The sequence below is a fragment of the Pantoea trifolii genome, from assembly GCF_024506435.1.
GTDB lineage: Bacteria > Pseudomonadota > Gammaproteobacteria > Enterobacterales > Enterobacteriaceae > Pantoea > Pantoea trifolii.
Genome location: NZ_JANIET010000002.1, coordinates 742,970 through 764,398, shown reverse-complemented (window position 1 = coordinate 764,398; position 21,429 = coordinate 742,970). Strand labels below are relative to the sequence as shown.

Below are 21,429 nucleotides of genomic sequence, written 5' to 3'. Positions count from 1 at the left end.
CCAAGGATCTTATGAAAGCGAATTCAATCACTCTCGCGCTGGGTGCCATCTGCCTGCTGGGAAGCGCATCACTTTTCGCCGCTGAGCAACCGCGCAGCGGTGGCAGCTTAACCTTTGGCGTCGAAACTGAACCTGTACCGTTTAACCCGCAGCTGAATGGGCAATCCAAGGCGGAAGTGACGTTGCGTAACGTGTGGGAATCGCTGCTGGCGCGCCGTACCGACGGCAGTTTCGTACCCTGGCTGGCAGAAAGTTATGAGGTCAGCCCGGACGGCAAAGCGTATCGCTTTAGCCTGCGTCGCGATGTCACCTTCTCCAACGGCGAGAAGCTGGATGCCAACGCGGTGGCGGATAATTTCCGCCATGTGCAGGATGCGAAGTATTGCGCCGGTAGCAGCATCTGTGCCTTGGGCGCGCGCATTGCCAGCGTGGCGACGCCGGACGATCACACCGTTACCATCACGCTGAAGCAGGGCTATTCGCCGTTCCTGTCGTTCGCCGCCAAATTGCAGATTCTGGCCCCGGCCAGCTGGAACTCACCGCAGCTGAAAGCCGGTGGCAAAGAGATCGCGGGCACCGGGCCATTTATTATCGAAAGCTACGAGAAAGGCCAGCAGGTGACATTCGTACGCAATCCCAATTACAACTGGGCACCCGCCACCGCTAAGCATCAAGGCCCGGCATATCTCGAACGCGTCACCTATCGCTTCCTGCCGGAATCCTCGGTGCGCACCGGCGCGCTGCTGTCCGGTCAGTTGGACGCGATTGAAGGCATCTCTGGCAATGACGCGGGTGAATTCAAAGACAACCCCGATTTTACCTATCAGCATGCGCTGAATACCGGCACGCCGTATTCGCTGTTCCTCAACGTGGAATACGGGCCGACGCAGGATGTGAAAGTGCGTCAGGCATTACTGCAAGGGCTGGACATCGATCCGCTACTCAAGTCGGTGTATCGCGGTGAACGTACCCGCGCGTGGGGTATTACCTCGCCTGTCGATCCGCTCTACAACAACGATCTCGAAGGGCAGTACGGTAACAATCCCGCCGCCGCCAATCAGCTGCTGGATGAAGCGGGCTGGCAAACGCGCGACAGCGACGGTTTTCGTATTAAAGACGGCCAGCGTTTGAGCATTGAGGTGATTCAGGCGCAGGCAACGGTGCGCGATCAGCGCGATGTGCTGTTGCAGGCGGTTCAGGCGCAGGCGCGTCAGCGTCTCGGCGTGGACCTCAAACTGCGCTACGTCGATTCCGGCACCTACACCGACGTGCGTAACACCGGCCATTTTGGCTCGATTGCTAACTCGAACACTGAAACCGACGGCATCGATATTGAAAACCACTATCGCCCGGTGAAAGCCGGCGGGCCGATTAACTACAGCCGCGTCAACAGCGCGCAAATCAACGGATGGCTCGACCAGGCGGCAGCGACGCTGGATATCAATCAGCGCCGTAAATTCTACAGCCAGCTGCAGCAATACGCGCTGCCACAGCAGGCGCTGGCGATCCCGCTGTATGAACCCGAAGACCAGATCGCCACCGCCAGCTACGTGCACGGTGCCGGTTTCCGCAGTTTTAAACAGATGCCGGAGAACGCGTACGACATCTGGCTCAGCGACCACTAATCAGGAGGCGAAGATGAGTCTGGAAAGCATTGTTACCCGCACGCCACGCGCGCGTCGGCCATCGGTGTGGCGCAGCGACCTGACGCGCCGCATCGTCAGCCGTCTGCTGGGCGGCGTACTGGTGCTGTGGGCGGCGGTATCGCTGGCCTTTCTCGGCGTGCATCTGGCGCCGGGCGATATCGTCAGCCTGCTGATCGGTGAGCAGCTGCGCACACCCGCTATTGAGGCAGCGATTCGCGCTGAATGGGGCCTGAACGAACCGCTGTGGTGGCAATATCTGCACTATATGTGGCGCGTGCTGCACGGCGATTTTGGCCGTTCTTACATGCTCAACACCGAAGTCAGCCATCTGCTGGCCACGCAGCTGTGGCCCACCATCAAACTGACGCTGGCGGCGCTGCTGGTCAGCATCATCTTTGCGCTGGTGATTGCCGTCGGCACCGCGCATCGTCGCATTGGTCGCCGCGTGGCTAACAGCGTGGAACTGCTGCTGGCGTCCACGCCCTCTTTCTGGATGGGCATCGTGCTGCTGTTTATTTTCAGCTTCACGCTGCGCTGGTTCCCGGTGGCGGGCGATCGCTCGCTGTCGTCGCTGGTGCTACCGGCGCTAGCGCTTGGTCTGGCGCAGGGCGCGGTGATCGCGCAACTGCTGCGCCGTGAACTGGAGCGCGCGCTGGATGCGCCATTCACCCTGACGTTGCGCGCGTGGGGCGTGGGGGAAACCACTATTCGTCTGCGCCACGCGTTGCGTCATGCGGCGTTGCCAGCGGTGACTTTGACCGGTTGGCTGGTGGGCGGATTGCTGAGTGGCGCGGTGATCACCGAACAGGTATTTGGTCGTCCCGGCCTCGGCAAACTCACCGTCGATGCGGTGTTGGCGCAGGATCTGCCGGTGGTGCTGGCGGTGGCGATTCTCTCGGCGCTGATCTACGTGGTGATGAGCACCCTGGTTGACATCCTGTCGCTGTGGATTGATCCGCGTCTGCGCGGGGAGAGCAAATCATGATTGCCGCGCTGCAACGTCTTCCGGTTGCGCTGCCTGCTGCGGTGTGGGCGGCGATTCTGTTTCTCATTGTATTGGCTATCGCGGTGATCGCCCCGCAGTGGCTGGCGCACAGCGATCCGCTGCTGGCCGATCCGGTTAACGCGCAGCTTCCGCCGTCGGCGCAGCACTGGCTGGGCACCGATCAGCTGGGACGCGATCTGCTGACGCGCGTGATCTACGGCAGCCGCTATTCGCTTTTGATCAGCGTGGCGGCGATGGCGCTGGCGGTGGTGTTTGGCACCTTGCTGGGATTGGTGGCGGCGCTAGCGCGTGGCGTGGTGGATGAGCTGCTGAGCCGCGCGGTAGATGTGATTTCCGCCTTTCCCGATCTGCTGCTGGCGCTAATGCTGATCGCCTTTACCGGGCCCGGCACTAACAACCTGATTATCGCGCTCGGCGTCGCGTCGGTGCCGCGTTTTGCCCGCGTGGTGCGGGCACAAACTTACAGCGTGATGACCTCCGGCTACGTTGAGCAGGCGCGCACCTTTGGCCTGTCGCGTTTCACGCTGATTACGCGCCACATCCTTCCGCACGCCATTGCGCAGGTGCCGGCGCTGGCCACGCTGGGGCTCGGCACCGCGATTATCGGCACCGCCGGATTGAGTTTCCTCGGCATGGGGCCGCAGCCGCCGACCGCCGAATGGGGCCTGATGCTGGCGGAAGGACGCAACTATCTGCGTAACGCGTGGTGGATCGCCGTGTGGCCGGGCGTGTTTATTACGCTGACGGTGATTGCGGTGAATACGCTCGGGCGTTACTGGCAGGCACGTTTTGAAGGACGATCTGCATGAGCCAGCCATTTATTGATATCCAGAATCTCTCAATCCGTTTCGGGCCGCAGCAGGTGGTGAAAAACCTCAACCTGCAAGTCGCGGCGGGCGAATCGGTGGCGCTGGTCGGGGAATCCGGTTCCGGCAAAACCCTGACCGCGCGCAGCCTGCTTGGTCTGCTGCCGGAAGGCGCGGTGTTAACCGCCGACCGCTTCACCCTCGACGGCCGCGATATGCGCCACGCCAGCCGCAGCGACTGGCGCGCGCTGCGCGGTCGTCGCATTGGCTATGTGTTACAGGACGCGCTGGTGTCGCTCGATCCGCTGCGCCGCATTGGTCAGCAGCTAAGTGATGCCTTAAGCGCCGCCGGTCATCGCGGCCATTTGCAGGACAAAAGCATTGAATTGCTGAAGGCGGCGGGCATTCACGATGCCGAAAGCCGCCTCGAACGTTATCCGCATCAACTTTCGGGCGGCCAGCGTCAGCGTGCGTTGATTGCTACCGCGCTGGCCGGCACGCCAACTTTATTGATTGCCGATGAACCGACCACCGCGCTGGACATGACGGTGCAGCGCCAGATCCTGCAACTGCTGGCGCAGCGCCGCCGCGACGGCCACGGTCTGCTGCTGATCAGCCACGATTTGGCGGTGGTAGCGGAACTGGCGGATCGCGTGCTGGTGATGCGCGATGGCGAAGTGGTGGAGCAGGGCAACAGCGGCCCGTTGCTCAATCGTCCGCAGCACGCCTGGACGCAGCGCCTGCTGCGCGCGGTGCCAACGCCCGCCACGCGCGGTTTGCGCCTCAGCGCCGCAGAACCGACGCCGCTGCCGCCGCGTCCGACACGCAGCAGCGCGCCGCTGCTGGAAGGGATCGGCCTGCATAAAGCTTACGGCGATCGTCTGGTGCTCAACGACATCAACTTTAGGCTGCACGCCGGGGAAACGCTTGGCGTGGTCGGCGAATCCGGCTCCGGTAAAACCTCGCTGGTGAAAGTGGTGATGGGCTTAACCGAACCGGACAGCGGCACGCTGCTGCTGGAAGGCGAGCGCTGGGATCGTCTGCCGGAGAAAGCACGTCGCGCCCGACGTGCGCGGCTACAGCTGATCGCGCAGGACCCGTTCAGCTCATTTGATCCGCGCTACACGGTGGAAAAAATTATCGGCGAAAGCCTCGATAGCGCCGGAATTTACGGCGATGCACGGCGTCAGCGCGTGCGCCAGCTGCTCGATGAAGTGCAGCTTGGTGACCGCTTCCTGCAGCGTTATCCGCAACAGCTTTCCGGCGGTCAGCGCCAGCGCGTGGCAATTGCGCGCGCCTTTGCGCCGAATCCGGCGCTGCTGGTGGCCGATGAACCGGTCAGCGCGCTCGACGTGTCGGTGCAGGCGCAGGTGCTGGATCTGCTGACCGATATGCAGGCCGAACACGGCACCGCGCTGCTGTTTATCTCTCACGATCTCGGCGTGATACAGCATCTGGCGGATCGCGTGCTGGTGATGCAGAACGGGCAAGTGGTGGAGAGCGGGGCGCTGCAGCAGGTGTTCGCCGCGCCGCAGCATCCGTGGACGCAAAAGCTGTTACAGGCGCTGCCGGTCATTCCCGACTGGCAGCCCGCGAACGCATACTAAGGAGAGCAGAATGAGTCAGACACAACGCCAGCTGCGGCTGGGCGCGATTATTCAGGGCGTATCCGGCAACATGTCGGCATGGCGTCATCCCGATGCGGTGGCGGATGCCAGCATTAACATCGATTACGTGCTGGATTTGGCGCGTAAAGCCGAGCAGGCGAAGATCGATTTTCTGTTTGTCGCCGACGGTTTGTACATCACGCCGCAGTCGATTCCGCACTTTCTTAACCGCTTTGAGCCGATCACCTTGCTGTCGGCGCTGTCGCTGGTGACTAAAAAAATCGGTCTGGTCGCCACGCTTTCAACCTCCTACAGCGAGCCGTTTACCGTGGCGCGCCAGTTCGCCAGCCTCGACCATCTGAGCGGCGGTCGCGTTGGCTGGAACGTGGTGACCTCGCCGCTGGAAGGCTCGGCAAAAAATTTCTCGCGCAGCACGCATCCCGAGCATGACGAGCGCTATCGCGTCGCCAGCGAATATTTGCAGGTGGTGAAAGGGCTGTGGGATTCGTGGGAAGGCGATGCCTTTGTGCGCAATAAACAGAGCGGGGAATTCTTCGCCGCCGACAAGCTGCATACGCTGAATCATCAAGGACAGTACTTCTCGGTGCAGGGACCGCTCAACGTCGGCCGCTCGCCGCAGGGACGTCCGATTGTGTTCCAGGCGGGCGCTTCAGAAGCGGGCAAAGCCTTCGCCGCCGAAGCCGCCGATGCCATTTACACGCGCCAGGAAACGCTGGAGCAGGCGCGTGAGTTCCGTGAAGATGTGCGTCGCCGGCTGGTGGCGCGCGGGCGCGATGCCGATGATATTCGTGTGTTCCAGGGCATCAGCGTGATTATTGGTGAAACCGAGGAAGACGCCGAGCGCCGCTATCAGCAAACCGCAGAACTGGTGACCATCGATAAAGCGCTGGAGTATCTTGGCCGCTACTTCGAGCATCATGATTTCAGTCAGTACACGCTGGATGCCCCTTTCCCGGATATTGGCGAACTCGGCAGCAACAGCTTCCGCAGCACCACCGACAAGATCAAACAGAACGCCCGCGAACGGGGCTTAACGCTACGTCAGGCGGCGCTGGAAGAAGCCACGCCGCGCCCGAGTTTCCTGGGTACGGCGGAGCAGGTAGCGGAAGGGCTGGCAAACTGGTTCCTGCAGGGCGCAACCGACGGTTTTATCGTGCGCGGCGGCACGCCAACCGCATTTGATGATTTCGTGGCGCAGGTGATTCCGCTGTTGCAGGCGCGGGGTATTTATCGCAAAGAGTATGAAGGCGAGACGCTGCGCGAGAACCTGGGATTGGACGAGCCGGCAAACCAGTTCGCGGTGCAGCGTAGTCGTGAGCAGGTAGCGTAATGTTGGCAAGGTCGCCATAAATGGCGACCATACGATTATAATGCCGTCACGCCGAGCGCGGCGGCGCGATCCTTCCACTCCCGCACTTCGTCATAAAACTCCCGATCGCTCACGCTGAACCCGCTGATCAAACTCTCCGCCAGCAGATCCTGATAACGCTTATCGCGGGTTAGCTCGCTCAACGCACTGCGCAGTTTCTCAAGGGTTTTCGCATCGGTTTTGGCCGAGGTAATCAGCGGCAGCGCGGCGCACAGCGGCGTTTCGCCGATGATCTCCAGCCCGGTCAACTCCTCCGGATAATTGCGGCGCAGCAGCGCCCAGGTGATGCAATCAATCGCCGCGATATCCGCATCGCCGGCCCGCAACGCCGTCAGCGACTGACGATGGCTGCCGCTAAAACGGGTGTTGCTGAAGAATTTCCCGTTCTGCGCCAGCGGGGCAATCACGTAGCGCAGCGCGTTGAAGCCGGAGTGCGAATCGTTGCTGTTGCACACCGCGCGCCGACCACAGAAATCGCTGAGCGTCAGGTTCTCATCTTCGCGGCGTGCCACCAGCCAACTGCGATAGCGCATGCCGTCGCAGCCCTGCGCGCTGGAGTGAAAGGTGCCGACCAGCTGCACATCGGGTAGCAGTTCCACCAGCGGATAACCGCAGGTTTGGCTCAGCAGCAATTGCTCATCGCGCCAGTGCGGCAGTAAATCCTGCGGCCAGCTAACCTCAGCCTGCACGCCGCGTTGTTGCAGCAGCGTCGTTAGCGCTGAGGTCAGGCCGAGAGTCGCCTGATGGTTGATGTCGTACATCGGTAACGAAAGAGTGGGCATTCTGTGCATCCTTTTGCGTACCCGGATGGGCATTAACCTCGACCGATTTGCGCCAGAAGCGAGTTATCCACTCGCCATAACCGGCGACGCGAAAACCGTGATTACGCTGATGATAGCTATCGCGATAGAGCAAATAGACTTTGCGTAATCCGTACCACGGCAAACCGGGCAGATCGTGATGTACAGAATGATAGTTGAGATTGAGGAATAGCAAGCGCCACGGCAGCGCGGCTTCATTATTGACCGAGCGCGCCAGCGGTTCTTCTTCGGCGCGATGCTCGTAGAACGATCGCACTTTGGTCAGCATCAGCGCCGGATAACTCACCGCCAGCACGAACCACAGCGGCGAGAAACCGTGCAGCGTCATCCAGTAAAACAGCCCGCTCAGCAAGCTGAGATGAATGATCCACATCGCCATCGCCGGTGTATCGCGTTGGATAAAGGCATGCAGCAAGGTTTTGAGAGTGGCGACCATATCCAGCAGGGGACCGATCAGCAAGCGGCCAGGAAAGGTGTTGCGCAGATGGATCACCTGCTGCTGCCACGGCTTGAGTTGCGCCCAGCGCTGCGGTGAAAGGTAGTAGGTTTCCGGATCTTCATCGGGATCGGTCAGCGTGTGATTGCGATGATGCGCCAGATGCGAATCGCGATATAAACCATATGGATACCACACCGCCAGCGGCAGCGTACCGAACAGCTGATTGAAACGGGGAAAACGCGTCGGGTGGCCGTGAATCATCTCGTGCTGCAGCGACATATACCAGGTGGTAAAAAGGATCAGCAGCAGCGTGCTCAAGGTTAATCCCAGCGTTTGCCAATAGACAACGCTGGCGAACCAGCCGCCGTACACCGCCACCATCAATAGCCACGTCGGCAATTCGCTGCGCCACAGCCAGCTGCGTGCCAGTTGATGCACCACCTCGCGCTGTTGCGCGCTGAGATAGGCGGATGTCCCTTTACTCATGGAGAAGCCGAACCTGTGAACAGTGATTAGGCCTCTGACGATGATTGAACACCGTGATGAACACAAAGAATCTCTTTTTCTTACTTATGCAAAAAAGTTGATGAAGCGCGCGAAATCTATTGGCTATCAGTCACCTCGTCTGTGGCGTAACCTTGCTGCATTGAAAACGTTTGAGCCTGCGTGGCTCACGAGGAGAATTTCAGCATGAAAAAAATTGGCTTCTTATCCTTTGGTCACTGGACCCCATCATCACAATCTGCCACCCGTTCGGCGCAGGACGTCCTGCTGCAATCAATTGATTTAGCGGTCGCGGCCGAAGAGTTGGGTGCCGATGGTGCCTACTTCCGCGTGCACCACTTTGCGCGTCAGTTGAGCTCGCCGTTCCCGCTCCTGGCGGCGGTGGGTGCGCGTACCAAAAAGATCGAAATTGGTACCGGCGTGATCGATATGCGTTACGAAAACCCGTTGTACATGGCGGAAGATGCCGGCGCGGCGGATCTGATTTCTAACGGTCGTCTGCAGCTCGGCCTGAGCCGTGGCTCACCAGAGCAAGTGATCGAAGGTTATCGCTACTTTGGTTTTGATCCGCAGAACGGCGAAAGCGATGCCGATATGGGCCGTCGTCATACCGAGGAATTGCTGGAAGTGCTTCGCGGTGAAGGTTTCGCGAAACCGAATCCGCAGCCGATGTTCCCGAATCCGCCGGGCTTGCTGCGTCTGGAGCCGTTCTCGGCTGGATTGCGTGAGCGTATCTGGTGGGGTTCTGGTTCCAACGCAACATCCATCTGGGCAGCGCAGCAGGGCATGAACCTGCAAAGCTCTACCCTGAAAGATGATGAAACCGGCGAGCCGTTCCACGTGCAGCAGGCGAAGCAGATTCGTGCCTATCGTCAGGCATGGGAAGCCGCGGGCCATCAGCGTACGCCGCGTGTTTCGGTGAGCCGCAGCATCTTTGCGCTGACCAACGACACCGACCGCGCCTACTTTGGTCGCAGTGGCCAGGATCAGGATTCGGTGGGTTTCCTCGACGAGAAAACCCGCGCCATCTTTGGTCGCAGCTACGCCGCCGAGCCGGATCAGTTGATCAAACAGCTGGCGCAGGACGAAGGGATTGCTGAAGCGGATACGCTGCTGCTGACCATCCCGAACCAGTTAGGCGTGGATTACTGTGCGCACGTGATTGAGAGCATTTTGACCCACGTTGCACCGGAGTTGGGTTGGCGTTAAGTATAAGGTGCGCAGCAATGCGCACCGTTTGTCATGGGGTCGCCATTCATGGCGACCTGGTTCAAAAACCCATCAAAACGCTGTTTCCAGTGAATCTGTGACGCAATAATCATCATCCACCAGCGGCAGATAGCGCCATTTATCAAAGGCAGTACAGGGATGCGAAATACCGCAGCCGACCCAATCGCCTACCTGCAGTGGCTCATCCTCCGGCAATAACAAATAAGCGTGCTGATCGTTCACATCATTTATACGCAGATGCGTTGCGGTGCGCGGGGCGCTGCCATCGGCGTTGCGGATCCACAACGGATTCGGCAGATCCTGATCGAAGGGGACATCGCGACGACCGAAATCCACGAACGCCAGGCCCGGTTGCGGGCGCGATAATACGCGGCCCCAAATCTCCAGCGCGGCGGCAAAATGATGTGTCGCACCCGGCTGAGCAAAGGGCGCGATGCGCGCATACAATCCGTTGTCGTGCGCCATATAAGCACCGGAACGGATCAGCGGCGTCATTGGCAGCGGCAGTTTTGCTGCGGTAAAGCAGGCTGTCACCACATCAAACCACGCACCGCCACCGGCGCTGAGGATAATGTGATCGCTGCTGAACAGCTGCTTTTCTGCCAGCAATTCAGCGGTAGCGATCATCATCTGGCAGTAATCTTTTACGCGTTGAATGCCGCTTTCATCACGGTTTGCACCCAGCGCACCTTCATAACCGGCCACGCCCACCAGCTTCAGCGCAGGGCAGGCGGCGATCGCTTCGGCAATCGCTACTGCGTCCTGCTGAGAACGACAGCCGGTGCGGCCACCGCTGACTGACATCTCCAGCAGCACCGAAATCTGGCTATCGCCGAGGTTCTGCGCCAACAGCTTCACGCCTTGCAGCGAATCGACATAACACAGGAAGCCGTGATCGGGATGTTGCTGTTGCCACTGCGCAATCCAGCGAATGCCCGCCGGATCGACCAGCTGATTGGCGAGAAACACATTGCGGATGCCGAACTGGCGCAGCGCACGTACTTGTGCGGGCGTGGCGGCACCCAAACCCCACGCGCCGCCTTCAGTAATTGCGCGGCGCAGAATGGCGGGCGACATCGAGGTTTTCCCGTGCGCGGCGAGCATCACGCCGTTTTCACGGCAGAAGTCCGCCAGCTGGCGCAGGTTATTCTCCAGCGCCGACTGTTTCATGATCATCAGCGGCGAAAACACCTGATCGCTGCTGAGTACTGCGGTGCCGACAGCCAGCGGCGCATCACCTGCACCCGCGACCGATTTAAAACGTGGTGCGGTTTGCTGCGCATCCAGTAATCCATCCGCCTGCAGCGGAAAGCGAATCGACATAGATCCTCCTGTTAATGCTCAAGTACGCGTGATAAGAACTGCTGAGTGCGCGGGTTCTGCGGGTTGACGAAGATTTGCTCGGGCGAACCTTGTTCGGCAATTACGCCCTGATCCATAAACACCACGCGGTCAGCGGTTTTGTGCGCAAAGCCCATCTCATGCGTCACCACCACCATGGTCATGCCTTCACGCGCCAGGCTGCGCATCACTTCCATCACTTCGCCCACCAATTCGGGATCCAGCGCTGAGGTGGCTTCATCGAAGAACATGATTTTCGGTTCTACCGCCAGCGCACGGGCAATCGCCACCCGCTGCTGCTGACCACCGGAAAGCTGCGCCGGATAGTGATGCGCGCGCTCGGCGAGTCCGACACGCGTCAGTGCCGCCATGCCGCGTTTAGTGGCTTCGGCCTCCGACAGCTTTTGCGCTTTGATCAGCGCCAGCGTCACGTTGCCGAGCGCGGTTTTGTGCGGGAACAGGTTGAACTGCTGAAATACCATGCCAACGTGGCCGCAAATTTCACTGGCGCGTTTGCGTTGATGCAGCGGCACGTCGTTGACCCACACTTCTCCGCCGTCGGCCACTTCCAGCCCGCTCATGATGCGCAATACAGTACTTTTGCCGGAGCCGGACGCGCCAATCAGCACCAGCACTTCCCCCGGTGAAACATCAAGGCTGATCTCTTTCAGCACCTGAGTTGCGCCAAACGATTTGGTTATCCGGCTTAAGGTAATGGCGGATTTGCTCATGAGATTTGGCTCCTGGTTTGATGATGTTGAACCCAACGGGAAAGCGGGAAGCAGACAGCGAAGTAGAGCAGGGCGACCAGGCCGTAAACAATGACCGGTTGACCGATGCGGTCGACAATTGCCTGGCCCTGATGCATCAGTTCGGACATGCCGATCATGCTGACGATCGAGGTATCTTTGATCAGGGAAAGATACTGGCCCGCCAGCGGCGGCAGCACGATGCCGCGCGTTTGCGGCAGGATCACGCTCATAAAAGTCTGGCGTTTGGACAGGCCCAAAATCCATGATACTTCCCACTGGCCTTTCGGCACCGCTTCGATACCGGCGCGGAACACCTCGGCGATATACGCGCCCTGATAGATGCTCAGACCCAGAATACCGGCGGCAAACAGGTTGATGTCATAGCCGAAATAGGCCACGCCGAAGTAAATGAACATCAGCGTGATCAGCACCGGCGTGCCGCGGAACAACTCGGTGTAGATCACCGCAATCTGCTTCAGAACCGGCAAGCGGCTGGTGCGCAACACCGCCGCCAGCAAGCCCAGCAGCGTACTGCCAATAATCGCAGCCACCGACAGCAGCAGCGTGATACCGAGCCCTTTCAGCAGAATCGGTAACGAACTGATGATTAACTCGTTCATAGCGCGTTCTCCCGTTTCACTGGATTAGTCAGCCATTTTCTTGCCCACCACCAGGCGGACTTTTTTATCGGGGTCACCAGCGGCGGGTGGAACATGCGCCGTCCTGCAATCGTGCCCAGCCAGGAGAACAGGTTGCTCAGCACCAGATACACCAAGGCCACCACGCTAAAGGTCTGGATATACAGCAGCGTACGCGCGTTGATCACCGTGGCGGTGCCGGTTAACTCAGGCAGCGCAATCGCTGACAGCAAAGAAGTGCCGAGCAGCAGTTGAATCAGGTTGTTGATAATGGCGGGCCACACCGCGCGCGCCGCTTGCGGCAGCACCACGGTGAGAAACACCTGACGACGCGGAATGCCAAGCACCCATGCGGCTTCAAGCTGGCCTTTCGGCACCGATTGAATCCCCGCGCGGAAGGTTTCGGACAGGTACGCACCAACGTTAATCCCCAGCGCCAGCACACCCGCCGTAAAGGCGCTCATGGTGATGCCGAGCGACGGCAGACCAAAGAAGATGATGAAGATCTGCAGCAGCACCGGCGTGTTGCGAATGAACTCAACGTAGCAGTGACTGATCCAGCGCAGCGGGGCCAGCGGCGATGCTTTCGCCAGCGCCGAGAGCAAACCGAGCGCCACCGCCAGCGCAAACGCCAGCAACGTCACCTGCAAGGTGAGCCACGCGGCGTCAAGAAAAGTGTCGGCGTAGCGCCACAGGGTTAGCCATTGATAACTCATGGTTCTGCTCCTTCGGGCGGCGCAGCATCTGCTGCCGCGCCGCGTGGGGATCAATATTGCGGATTCAGCGGGTAACGCGGTTTGTTGCCGAACCATTTCTGATACAGCTGGGCGTTTTCGCCGGAGGCGTTAATTTCAAACAGGAATTCGTTGAGGTAGTTGATCCAGGCCTGATCGCCCTGTTTCACGCCGAAGGCGTTGTATTCCAGCGGCACCAGCGCTTCGTTGGTCACGGTTAACGTTGGGTCAAGCTTGGCCTGATAGGCGAGGAAGTTGTTATCCTCGATCATCGCATCGGCCTGGCCCTGTTTCACCGCGAGGATGGCCGCTTGCGATGAGTCGTACTCCTGGATTTTTACGTCGATGCCCAGATTGCGCACTTCATCGCCGTTAGTAGAGCCTTTCACCGTGGCGATGGTTTTGCCGCCCATATCGTGTGCGGACTGAATGCCGCTATTTTTACGCACCAGCATCGCTTCACTCGCCACCACATACGGGTTGGTGAAGCCGATCTCTTTGGCGCGTTCCAGATTGCGGGTGAAGTTACAGAACACCACATCCACTTTATTGGTTTGCAGGTTAGGAATGCGGTTGGCGCTGGTGGTGTTGACCATTTCCAGCTTCACGCCCATCTCTTTGGCCAGCGCTTTGGCGAGATCAACATCGTAGCCATCCGGGTTACCGTCTTTATCGTAAAACCCAAACGGCGCAAAGCTCAGGCAGTCACCGACGCGCAGCGTGCCGCGTTGCAATACAGTTTGCAGCGCTGACTGCGGCGCGGCACCCGCCTCTTTTTTCTCTTCGGTTGGCGTACAGCCCGCCAGCGTCAGTAATACCAGCGCGCCGGCTAGCGCGTTGAGACTCACTTTTAGCGATGTTGTCTTCATTGTTATGCTCTCTTTAGAAATTTTGACGAGACGGTGTAATACCGTTATTTCACAGCAAAATAGAAAGGCATCAATTAATAACAGGCTGTCCTGGTGTGGGCGGAGAAAGTAAAATTCGCCAGCCTGTTTTAACCGTAATGTTTATTTACGATCGGCGCGGAAGCATTTCATATCGACTTCGACTTTGCAGTCGACCACTAAATCCTGCACGCTACAAATACGTGCCGGAGGATTTCCGCTGAATATCTCACTGAATACTTTATTAAATGAACTGAAATAACGCGCGTCGGTTAATACCGCCGTGACATGCACCACATCTTCCACGCTATAACCGGCTTCGCGCATGATGGTGAGACAGTTTTCGAACGCCAGCTGCGTCTGTTCAATGATACCGCCTTCCACCACTTCGCCGTCGCGCATCGGCGTCTGGCCGGAGATGTAGAGCCAGCCATCGGCTTCCACCGCGCGGGCAAACGGCAGTTTCTGCCCGCCGGTACCGGTTCCGCCTTCGACGCCATAACGTTTAATCGTCATCCGTTCCTGCTCCTGTTGCAGCGAAAAGCTGCTTACTATGTTGTCTGATATACCAGACTTCTATCTGCAATACTGGATAGGGCAAGATTTGCACAGGAATTTTTCTTTTGCAATATGTGCAGCGCTATTTAATTTTTTGTGATGTCGTCCGGATCGCAAAATAAATTTAAGTTGAGTGCTTATTTAAATTGGAGTGTGATCGCTATCGTAGTTTTATAAAAGTTCAGTGAGCGTAATGCGCCATAATGAGGCACCAAAATTGATCGGGTTAATAAATGGCGGGCGATTAATATTTATTTAATCCGGGATGGGTAAAAGTTGGTGCGCGGTGTATCATGCCTCTCTTTCATTGCCTATGCCTTTTATAGCTATGCCACCAAGGAGTGAGTTTATGCCGGATGAAAAAACCTCGCGGGCGCGCGGCGTTGACCGGGTTATTGATATCTTTCGGCAGTTGCACAGCGCACGCCAACCGATGTCGATGCGCGCGTTGATTGATGCAACCGGCGCACCGCGTTCCAGCATCTATGAATTAGTCAGCCTGTTGAGTGAAGCTGGTTTGGTGGAATCGGATGCCGAAGGCGCGGTGTTCTTTGGCCGTGAGATGCACTATTACGGTGCGGATTATATGGCGCACAACGATCTGATCCGTCGGGCGCATCAGCTGATGGTGGAGATTGTGGCGCGCCACGGCGAAACCGTGCAGCTCTGTATGCTGGAAGGCAATAAATACACCGTGGTGCTCTCTGAGAGTAATGCGCATCCGTTCAAAATCACCTCCGATATCGGCGTGCGTGTGCCAATTACCTGGACCGCGACCGGCCGCTTGCTGCTGAGTAACTGGTCGGATAGTGCGATTCTGGATCTGATCCCGGAAGAGGATTATCGCCTCGCCAGCGGGCAGATTCTCGATAAGCAGGCATTTCTTGATGAAATTCATCACGCCGGAAAACTCGGTTATTGCATGACGGAAGGCTTATCTGAAAGCTTTACCTGCTGCATGGCGGCGCCGATCCGTTCGCGCAGCGGTCAGGCCGTGGCGGCAATCTGCTTTATGGTTAGTCGCGATACGCCGCAGGAACGCCGTCAGATGTTGCTGCAGGAACTCATTACCTCCGGACAAAAACTGTCTGATTTCACCTGACAGCGCTCTCGTAAAACTCTGTTACACCTGATTCAAGTGGCGTTTATTCTCGCCATTTAAGGTTGTGTTAAGGTAATTGATAATAATAACTATTCTTTTTACCACGGAGTTATGGGATGAAAACGCGCCTGCTTTTGGCAATGGGATTACTGGCTTCAACGGCGGCTGCCGCCTCCACTTATCCGCTGACCATCACCGACATGGACGGCAACACGCAAACCATCAGTAAAGAGCCACAGCACATCATTCTGCAGGATGGCCGCGACATTTTGACGCTGGCGCTGCTGGATCGCGACGACCCGTTTAAGCGTGTGGTGGCGTGGAATAATCTGCCGAAAAAGCAGGACACGCAAACCTGGGATGTGCTGAAAGGGCGCTGGCCGGAAGCGACGAAAATCGTCGATATGGGCTTTAGCGATCAGGGCCAGGTCAATCTCGAAAGCGTGCTGGCGCAAAAACCGGATTTGATGATTGCGCAATTGCGCGCCAAACCGGCGTTGCAACAATCAGGCGTGCTCACGACCCTGAATAATCTACATATTCCGGTGGTGTTCGTGGATTACGAACTGCATCCGGCGCAGAACACTGCACCAAGTGTTACGCTGCTCGGCAAAGTGCTGAACCGCGAAACCCAGGCCAAGGCTTACACTGATTTTTATCAGCAGAAATTCGCGCGCATCACCCAAGGTGTTGCAGAAGTGAAAAATAAGCCGACAGTGTTTATCGAACCGATCGCCGGGAATAGCGACAACTGCTGCTTCACGCACAGCCACAATGGTTGGGGCGGATTGGTGGAAGCGGTGGGCGGAAAAAATATCGGCTCTGAACTGCTGCCGGGCAACGCCGGATTTGTTGCGCTGGAAAAAATCATCGCCATGAAACCGGATGTTTACATCATGACCGGTTCGAAGCGTCCGAACGCCAATGTGCTGCCATTTGGTTATGGCGTGCAGCCGCAGGAAGTGAAAGCCACCTTCCAGACGCTGTTGAAACGCACTGGCCTGGCGCAGATTGAGCCAGTGAAGCAAGGCCGCGTATACGGCGTTTATCACCACTTCTACAACCATCCGTACAACATCATCGGCATGGAAATCCTGGCGAAAGATCTCTATCCGCAACAGTTTGCCGATCTGAAGCCGAACGCAGATTTCCGCACCATCGTTAAAAACTTCACCACGTTACCGGATAACGCGATCGATTTAAGTTACCCGAACAACCAGTAACAACGGATTTTCTGTTACGCCCTAAGGTCGCCATTTATGGCGACCGATCCGCTCCATCAACATTCCTCAATGACAACGTTAATTGTTATGTTATAACATAACCAACACTATGCGTATGCCCATACGCCTTGTGAACGTTGTCATTCAGAGGAGTTGCTATGTCAGCATTAACCCAAAGCCATCATGATTTTAAAAAACTTCCCGTCACCGTGCTTTCTGGCTTTCTCGGCGCCGGTAAAACCACGCTGCTCAATCATATTCTTAATAACCGCGAAGGCCGTCGCGTGGCGGTGATCGTCAATGATATGTCGGAAGTGAATATCGATGCCGCGCTGGTGCGCGAGGGCGGGGCAGAGCTGTCGCGCACCGACGAAAAGCTGGTGGAAATGAGTAACGGCTGCATTTGCTGCACGCTGCGTGAAGATTTGCTGCTGGAGGTGAATCGCTTGGCAAAGGATGGCCGTTTCGATAACCTGGTGATCGAATCGACCGGCATTTCTGAACCGCTGCCGGTGGCGGAGACTTTCACTTTCGCCGATGAAGACGGGCAAAGTCTGTCTGAAGTCGCCTCGCTCGATACCATGGTGACGGTGGTCGATGGCTTTAACTTCCTGCGCGACTATGAATCGAACGAAAGCATTCAGTCGCGCGGAGAATCGTTGGGCGCTGAGGATGAGCGCACGGTGGTGGATTTGCTGGTCGATCAAATCGAGTTCTGCGATGTTATGATCCTCAACAAAACCGACCTGATTAACGAAACGGAAAAAGCGCGATTAATGGCGATTCTGACGTCGCTCAATCCGCGCGCCAACATCATCACCTCTGAATTCGGCAAAGTCGGGCTGGATCAGGTGCTCAATACCGGTTTGTTTAATTTTGATGCCGCCGCACAGGCGCCCGGCTGGCTGCAGGAGTTGCGGGGTGAACACACGCCAGAAACGGAAGAATATGGCATTCGTAACTTCGTGTTCCGCGCACGTCGCCCGTTCCATCCGATGCGATTTTTCCAGCTGATTGAAAACGAGATGCGCGGCGTGGTGCGTTCTAAAGGCTACTTCTGGCTCGCCAGCCGTCCGCGCCATGCCGGTTCATGGTCGCAGGCGGGCGGCGTGTCACGCCAGGGTTTAGCCGGGATGTGGTGGGCCAGCGTGCCCAAAGATCGCTGGCCGGAAGATGCGGAAAACCTTGGCTACATTTTAGAGAATTGGGTTGACGGTAGCGGCGACGCGCGTCAGGAACTGGTGTTTATCGGTATCGACATGGATGAAGCCGCGCTGCGTAACACACTGGAACAGGCGCTGTTAACCGATGAGGAGATGGCGCTCGGTCCCGATAATTGGGCAAAATTCCCCGATCCCTTCCAGCCATGGTTTAATTAATTCGTAGGGTCGCCATTCATGGCGACCTCCTCAATTACGCTGCTCCCAACCACATCGAAACCTCAACCCCATCATTAAACGGCAGTGACATAAACCCTCGGCTGTCGTGCACTAACGCCAGATATTCCGGGCTGAAGTCGGCATCGTCGGCAACAATTAGCGCGCCAGGACGCAAAAACGGCTGCACCAGCGTCACAATCTCTGGGTAAATCGCTTTTGCGCCGTCGAGCACCAGCATATCGATGGTGGCTGGTAAATCGCGGCTTAGTGTCTGCAACGCATCGCCAACGCGCACCTCAATCAAATCGCTGACGCCGGCATCGGCGAAATGGTTACGGGCTAACGCCACTTTCCCCGGCTCAAATTCGCAGGTGATGATGTTGCCGCCGCCGTTATCGCGCACCGCTGCTGCCAGATGCAGCGTGGAAATGCCGAACGAGGTACCAAACTCAACAATGGTTTTGGCATGGCTGCTGCGCGCCAGCATATACAGCAACTTGCCGGTTTCACGCGAGACCGCCAGCGGGACTTCCTTCAAATGTCCGTAAAGTTCCAGATAATCGGTTTTACTTTGCAGCAGGCGATGTTGTTCGGCGTCAGACATCGTTCTGAACGCATCGTTGGTTGGATGCGCCATATTATCGGCCAGCTCAAACAGGTAATTCAGCAGCGGCGCCAGTGGCGCAGAAGTTAAGGTGTTCATGTTGTTCTCCGGGCATACCGAGTGGATTTTGCTGTGCCAACAGAATACGATGAATTATTCGCATTTCTCTATTCGTGTTCAGAGGATGATGATGGCTGAGCCACGTAACACTAAGATTTCAGAGAGAAAAAGGCCCAAGCAGGCGCGCTCCAGCGAGCTGGTTTCCGCAATATTGCAAGCGGCTACTCAGGTTTTAGAGCTGGAAGGCGCCGCCCGTTTCACCACGGCGCGGGTGGCGGAACGCGCCGGCGTAAGTATTGGATCGCTGTATCAATATTTTCCCAATAAGGCGGCTATTCTTTTCAGATTGCAAAGCGAGGAATGGCAGCGCACCGGCAATTTGTTAGGCGCGATTCTGCGTAATACCGCCAACACACCGCGTCAGCGACTGCACGATCTCACGCTGGCGTTTTTACATTCCGAATGTGAAGAAGCGGCGATGCGCACCGCGCTGAATGACGCCGCACCTCTGTATCGTGATGCGCCGGAAGTGCAGGAAGCGCGCGCGGCAGGTGAAAACGTCATTGGTGATTTTCTGTGTGAAGTATTACCGCAGTCAGAGGAGAGCGAACGGGCGCGCGCCGCAGATTTATTGAACAGTACGCTGGGCAATGTTGGGAAACACTTTTCCGAATCGCCGCGCACGCCAGCGCAGATTCAGTCTTACGCGCAAGAGATGGCGGAGATGTTTTGTGCCTGGATCAGGGAAAAAGGCGCCAATTTACAGTAAAAGATGGACTGGAAATCTCTGAAAGCGGTTAACAAACTCATTATTCACATTCTCAATAATCCACACCGCGAGTAAGCTTAACAAAACCTTTATAGAGCCGAATGAGCAAACGGGAGAGCAAAATGGCAGTGAAGATGATTGCGGTGGATATGGATGGCACTTTTCTCGATGACAACAAACAGTACAACACGCAGCGCTTTGCGCGTCAGTATGCGTTGTTGAAAGAGAAGGGCATTCGTTTCGTGGTCGCCAGCGGCAATCAGTATTATCAGTTGCTGCGCTACTTTCCTGATATCAAAGATGAGATCGCTTTTGTCGCGGAAAACGGCGCCTGGGTTTCTGACAGCAATGAAGAGATCTTCTGTGGTGAACTGGCGCAGGAACGTGTGCATCAAATCCTCGATATTCTCGCTAAAGAACCGGACATCAGCACCGTAGTCTGTGGCCGCAACGGCGCGTACGTGCACACGTCAATGTCCGACGAAGTGATTGCCATGCTGGCGAATCACTACCATCGTCTGGAAAAGCGCGACAATCTCTACGACATCGACGATACCATCTTTAAGTTCTCGCTGAACCTGGCGCACGAAGGCGTTGATGCCTTGATGGAGCGTTTGCACGCGGAGCTGGGCGCGATTGAAAACATCATGCATCCGGTTTCCAGCGGTTTTGGTTTTGTTGATTTGATCATTCCCGGCTGCCACAAAGCGCACGGCATCGCGCTGCTGCAGGAAAAATGGGGCATCGATGATTGTGAAGTGGTGGCGGTAGGTGACAGCGCCAACGACATCGAAATGCTGCGTCAGGCGTGTTACAGCTTCTCAATGGCGAACGCCGCAGCGCCGGTCAGCGCGGTGTCGCGTTACAGAACTGAAAGCAACAATGACGAAGGCGCACTTAACGTAATTGCCCGCATTCTGGCGCGTGAAGTGCCGTTTGGTTGATGAATTTCCAGGTGCGCATAAATGCGCACCTGACTTCGTAGGCGCCATTCATGGCGACCATTAATTAAAATATCCCGCCTCACGCATATCCTGCAGTAATCCCGGCCCACGCGGCTGCCAGTTAAACTTCTCACGCGTCCACGCGCTGGAGGACGGATTATCGGTAGAGGCGAAGAACGCCATCCAGCCTAACCACGCTTTGGCTTCTTCCAGCGTCAGGCTTTTCACCGGCAGCGCTAATCCGGCGCCGATAGTTTCGGCGATCTGACGGAACGGTACACCTTCCTCTTGCACCGCATGCAGGATCGCACCCGGCTCAGCCTGCTCGGCCGCCAGGCAAAACAGTTCAGCTGCATCATCGCGATGTACCGCAGGCCAGCGATTCTCGCCATCGCCGACATATACCGCCGCACCTTTCTCCTTCGCCATATTGATGATCATCGGAATAAATCCGTGATCGCCTGCGCCATGCACGGTTGGCGGTAAGCGCACCAGCGCCACGCGCACGCCGCTGTCAGCCAACGCCAGCGCGGCGACGTTAGAGTTGGAGCGGGGATGTGCGCCCGCTGCCGGTCTGATTTGTTCGGTGGCGAGACGTCCTGGCGACACTAACGCGGTGCCGGTGGTGACAATTAGCGGGCGATCTGAACCTACCAATACGTCACCCATCGCCAGAATCGCACGCTGGTCGACCTCGGCGGCATGATCCATGTGGCTGAAATCGTGAATATAACCGGCATGGATCACGCCGTCGCTCTGTTCAACGGCCTTGCGCAGCCCGACGAGATCTTCAAGATCGCCGCGAATCACCTGCACACCTTGCTGCTGCAGTTTTTCGGCGGACGCCTCGCTACGCGCAAGACCTTGCACCTGATAACCGCGTGCCTGCAATTTTTTCACAATGGCGGAACCGATAAAGCCGCTCGCCCCGGTCACAAAAATTCGCATATTGGTGCTCCACTTTTTCAAAGTTGAAGCACTATCATAAA

The 21,429-nt window shown here is 57.2% G+C and carries 21 protein-coding genes; 11 read left to right on the top strand and 10 right to left on the bottom strand.

Going from position 1 to position 21,429, the window contains the following annotated elements; translation table 11 throughout:
• The first annotated feature begins 11 nt into the window (after positions 1-11).
• Genes NQH49_RS22870 through NQH49_RS22850 form a run of 5 tightly spaced genes read left to right on the top strand, consistent with a single transcriptional unit; the run spans position 12 to position 6,416 of the window.
• Entirely contained in the window at positions 12-1,625 is a 1,614-nt protein-coding gene (locus NQH49_RS22870) for an ABC transporter substrate-binding protein (RefSeq protein ID WP_256699023.1), read from the top strand.
• Between the two features lie 13 nt (positions 1,626-1,638).
• Complete coding sequence (locus tag NQH49_RS22865) at positions 1,639-2,631, top strand: ABC transporter permease (protein ID WP_256699022.1); 993 nt, start codon at positions 1,639-1,641, stop codon at positions 2,629-2,631.
• Positions 2,628-3,461 (top strand): ABC transporter permease, encoded by an 834-nt coding sequence (locus tag NQH49_RS22860; protein ID WP_154190070.1) that lies wholly within the window; start codon positions 2,628-2,630, stop codon positions 3,459-3,461. Before NQH49_RS22865 ends, NQH49_RS22860 begins: the two co-directional genes overlap by 4 nt.
• Complete coding sequence (locus tag NQH49_RS22855) at positions 3,458-5,065, top strand: dipeptide ABC transporter ATP-binding protein (RefSeq protein WP_256699021.1); 1,608 nt, start codon at positions 3,458-3,460, stop codon at positions 5,063-5,065. Before NQH49_RS22860 ends, NQH49_RS22855 begins: the two co-directional genes overlap by 4 nt.
• A 10-nt stretch (positions 5,066-5,075) precedes the next feature.
• A complete protein-coding gene (locus tag NQH49_RS22850; protein ID WP_256699020.1) occupies positions 5,076-6,416 on the top strand; it encodes an LLM class flavin-dependent oxidoreductase in 1,341 nt (446 codons plus the stop codon).
• Positions 6,417-6,451: 35 nt separating this feature from the next.
• Here the strand turns inward: NQH49_RS22850 and NQH49_RS22845 are convergent, their stop codons facing one another.
• Entirely contained in the window at positions 6,452-7,237 is a 786-nt protein-coding gene (locus NQH49_RS22845; RefSeq protein ID WP_372340047.1) for a phosphate/phosphite/phosphonate ABC transporter substrate-binding protein, read from the bottom strand.
• Entirely contained in the window at positions 7,134-8,201 is a 1,068-nt protein-coding gene (locus NQH49_RS22840) for a fatty acid desaturase (protein ID WP_256699018.1), read from the bottom strand. Before NQH49_RS22840 ends, NQH49_RS22845 begins: the two co-directional genes overlap by 104 nt.
• Before the next feature lie 204 nt (positions 8,202-8,405).
• On the opposite strand from NQH49_RS22840, the gene NQH49_RS22835 reads away from it, so the two are divergent.
• Entirely contained in the window at positions 8,406-9,428 is a 1,023-nt protein-coding gene (locus NQH49_RS22835) for an LLM class flavin-dependent oxidoreductase (protein ID WP_008104762.1), read from the top strand.
• Between the two features lie 72 nt (positions 9,429-9,500).
• Here the strand turns inward: NQH49_RS22835 and NQH49_RS22830 are convergent, their stop codons facing one another.
• From NQH49_RS22830 to NQH49_RS22805, 6 genes are all read right to left on the bottom strand, one after another.
• Positions 9,501-10,772, bottom strand: a complete 1,272-nt coding sequence (locus tag NQH49_RS22830) for an alanine racemase (RefSeq protein WP_256699017.1) — start codon at positions 10,770-10,772, stop codon at positions 9,501-9,503.
• Between the two features lie 11 nt (positions 10,773-10,783).
• The gene (locus NQH49_RS22825) at positions 10,784-11,521 is read right to left on the bottom strand and encodes an amino acid ABC transporter ATP-binding protein (protein WP_256699016.1); all 738 of its coding nucleotides are present in this window, start codon (positions 11,519-11,521) and stop codon (positions 10,784-10,786) included.
• Complete coding sequence (locus NQH49_RS22820) at positions 11,518-12,162, bottom strand: amino acid ABC transporter permease (RefSeq protein WP_008109156.1); 645 nt, start codon at positions 12,160-12,162, stop codon at positions 11,518-11,520. The genes NQH49_RS22825 and NQH49_RS22820 overlap by 4 nt, the downstream gene beginning before the upstream one ends.
• Entirely contained in the window at positions 12,159-12,896 is a 738-nt protein-coding gene (locus NQH49_RS22815; RefSeq protein ID WP_008109154.1) for an amino acid ABC transporter permease, read from the bottom strand. Before NQH49_RS22815 ends, NQH49_RS22820 begins: the two co-directional genes overlap by 4 nt.
• A gap of 50 nt (positions 12,897-12,946) precedes the next feature.
• Complete coding sequence (locus tag NQH49_RS22810; RefSeq protein WP_256699014.1) at positions 12,947-13,783, bottom strand: ABC transporter substrate-binding protein; 837 nt, start codon at positions 13,781-13,783, stop codon at positions 12,947-12,949.
• Between the two features lie 141 nt (positions 13,784-13,924).
• Positions 13,925-14,317 (bottom strand): RidA family protein, encoded by a 393-nt coding sequence (locus NQH49_RS22805; RefSeq protein WP_256699012.1) that lies wholly within the window; start codon positions 14,315-14,317, stop codon positions 13,925-13,927.
• Positions 14,318-14,708: 391 nt separating this feature from the next.
• Here NQH49_RS22805 and NQH49_RS22800 point away from each other — a divergent pair, with 391 nt between their 5' ends.
• The 3 genes from NQH49_RS22800 to zigA all read left to right on the top strand — a co-directional run bounded on the left by NQH49_RS22800 (position 14,709) and on the right by zigA (position 18,063).
• Positions 14,709-15,461 carry an IclR family transcriptional regulator gene (locus NQH49_RS22800; RefSeq protein ID WP_256699011.1) on the top strand — a complete coding sequence of 251 codons (753 nt, stop codon included), beginning with the start codon at positions 14,709-14,711 and terminating at the stop codon, positions 15,459-15,461.
• Positions 15,462-15,577: 116 nt separating this feature from the next.
• A complete protein-coding gene (locus NQH49_RS22795; RefSeq protein ID WP_256699010.1) occupies positions 15,578-16,684 on the top strand; it encodes an ABC transporter substrate-binding protein in 1,107 nt (368 codons plus the stop codon).
• 158 nt (positions 16,685-16,842) lie between these two features.
• On the top strand, positions 16,843-18,063 hold the full coding sequence (zigA, locus tag NQH49_RS22790) for a zinc metallochaperone GTPase ZigA (RefSeq protein ID WP_256699009.1): 1,221 nt from the start codon (positions 16,843-16,845) through the stop codon (positions 18,061-18,063).
• Positions 18,064-18,097: 34 nt separating this feature from the next.
• Here the strand turns inward: zigA and NQH49_RS22785 are convergent, their stop codons facing one another.
• Complete coding sequence (locus NQH49_RS22785; protein WP_256699008.1) at positions 18,098-18,766, bottom strand: O-methyltransferase; 669 nt, start codon at positions 18,764-18,766, stop codon at positions 18,098-18,100.
• Between the two features lie 91 nt (positions 18,767-18,857).
• Here NQH49_RS22785 and NQH49_RS22780 point away from each other — a divergent pair, with 91 nt between their 5' ends.
• Complete coding sequence (locus NQH49_RS22780) at positions 18,858-19,496, top strand: TetR/AcrR family transcriptional regulator (protein ID WP_256699007.1); 639 nt, start codon at positions 18,858-18,860, stop codon at positions 19,494-19,496.
• Positions 19,497-19,618: 122 nt separating this feature from the next.
• Complete coding sequence (locus NQH49_RS22775) at positions 19,619-20,440, top strand: Cof-type HAD-IIB family hydrolase (RefSeq protein ID WP_256699006.1); 822 nt, start codon at positions 19,619-19,621, stop codon at positions 20,438-20,440.
• A gap of 60 nt (positions 20,441-20,500) precedes the next feature.
• On the opposite strand, the gene NQH49_RS22770 is transcribed toward NQH49_RS22775, so the two are convergent.
• On the bottom strand, positions 20,501-21,388 hold the full coding sequence (locus NQH49_RS22770; RefSeq protein ID WP_256699005.1) for an SDR family oxidoreductase: 888 nt from the start codon (positions 21,386-21,388) through the stop codon (positions 20,501-20,503).
• Positions 21,389-21,429: the final 41 nt, after the last annotated feature.

Excerpts from the sequence above, each read along its gene's own strand:
- NQH49_RS22870 (WP_256699023.1), top strand. The coding sequence starts at position 12 with ATGAAAGCGAATTCAATCACTCTCGCGCTGGGTGCCATCTGCCTGCTG.
- NQH49_RS22865 (WP_256699022.1), top strand. The coding sequence starts at position 1,639 with ATGAGTCTGGAAAGCATTGTTACCCGCACGCCACGCGCGCGTCGGCCA.
- NQH49_RS22860 (WP_154190070.1), top strand. The coding sequence starts at position 2,628 with ATGATTGCCGCGCTGCAACGTCTTCCGGTTGCGCTGCCTGCTGCGGTG.
- NQH49_RS22855 (WP_256699021.1), top strand. The coding sequence starts at position 3,458 with ATGAGCCAGCCATTTATTGATATCCAGAATCTCTCAATCCGTTTCGGG.
- NQH49_RS22850 (WP_256699020.1), top strand. The coding sequence starts at position 5,076 with ATGAGTCAGACACAACGCCAGCTGCGGCTGGGCGCGATTATTCAGGGC.
- NQH49_RS22845 (WP_372340047.1), bottom strand. The coding sequence starts at position 7,237 with ATGCCCACTCTTTCGTTACCGATGTACGACATCAACCATCAGGCGACT.
- NQH49_RS22840 (WP_256699018.1), bottom strand. The coding sequence starts at position 8,201 with ATGAGTAAAGGGACATCCGCCTATCTCAGCGCGCAACAGCGCGAGGTG.
- NQH49_RS22835 (WP_008104762.1), top strand. The coding sequence starts at position 8,406 with ATGAAAAAAATTGGCTTCTTATCCTTTGGTCACTGGACCCCATCATCA.
- NQH49_RS22830 (WP_256699017.1), bottom strand. The coding sequence starts at position 10,772 with ATGTCGATTCGCTTTCCGCTGCAGGCGGATGGATTACTGGATGCGCAG.
- NQH49_RS22825 (WP_256699016.1), bottom strand. The coding sequence starts at position 11,521 with ATGAGCAAATCCGCCATTACCTTAAGCCGGATAACCAAATCGTTTGGC.
- NQH49_RS22820 (WP_008109156.1), bottom strand. The coding sequence starts at position 12,162 with ATGAACGAGTTAATCATCAGTTCGTTACCGATTCTGCTGAAAGGGCTC.
- NQH49_RS22815 (WP_008109154.1), bottom strand. The coding sequence starts at position 12,896 with ATGAGTTATCAATGGCTAACCCTGTGGCGCTACGCCGACACTTTTCTT.
- NQH49_RS22810 (WP_256699014.1), bottom strand. The coding sequence starts at position 13,783 with ATGAAGACAACATCGCTAAAAGTGAGTCTCAACGCGCTAGCCGGCGCG.
- NQH49_RS22805 (WP_256699012.1), bottom strand. The coding sequence starts at position 14,317 with ATGACGATTAAACGTTATGGCGTCGAAGGCGGAACCGGTACCGGCGGG.
- NQH49_RS22800 (WP_256699011.1), top strand. The coding sequence starts at position 14,709 with ATGCCGGATGAAAAAACCTCGCGGGCGCGCGGCGTTGACCGGGTTATT.
- NQH49_RS22795 (WP_256699010.1), top strand. The coding sequence starts at position 15,578 with ATGAAAACGCGCCTGCTTTTGGCAATGGGATTACTGGCTTCAACGGCG.
- zigA (WP_256699009.1), top strand. The coding sequence starts at position 16,843 with ATGTCAGCATTAACCCAAAGCCATCATGATTTTAAAAAACTTCCCGTC.
- NQH49_RS22785 (WP_256699008.1), bottom strand. The coding sequence starts at position 18,766 with ATGAACACCTTAACTTCTGCGCCACTGGCGCCGCTGCTGAATTACCTG.
- NQH49_RS22780 (WP_256699007.1), top strand. The coding sequence starts at position 18,858 with ATGGCTGAGCCACGTAACACTAAGATTTCAGAGAGAAAAAGGCCCAAG.
- NQH49_RS22775 (WP_256699006.1), top strand. The coding sequence starts at position 19,619 with ATGGCAGTGAAGATGATTGCGGTGGATATGGATGGCACTTTTCTCGAT.
- NQH49_RS22770 (WP_256699005.1), bottom strand. The coding sequence starts at position 21,388 with ATGCGAATTTTTGTGACCGGGGCGAGCGGCTTTATCGGTTCCGCCATT.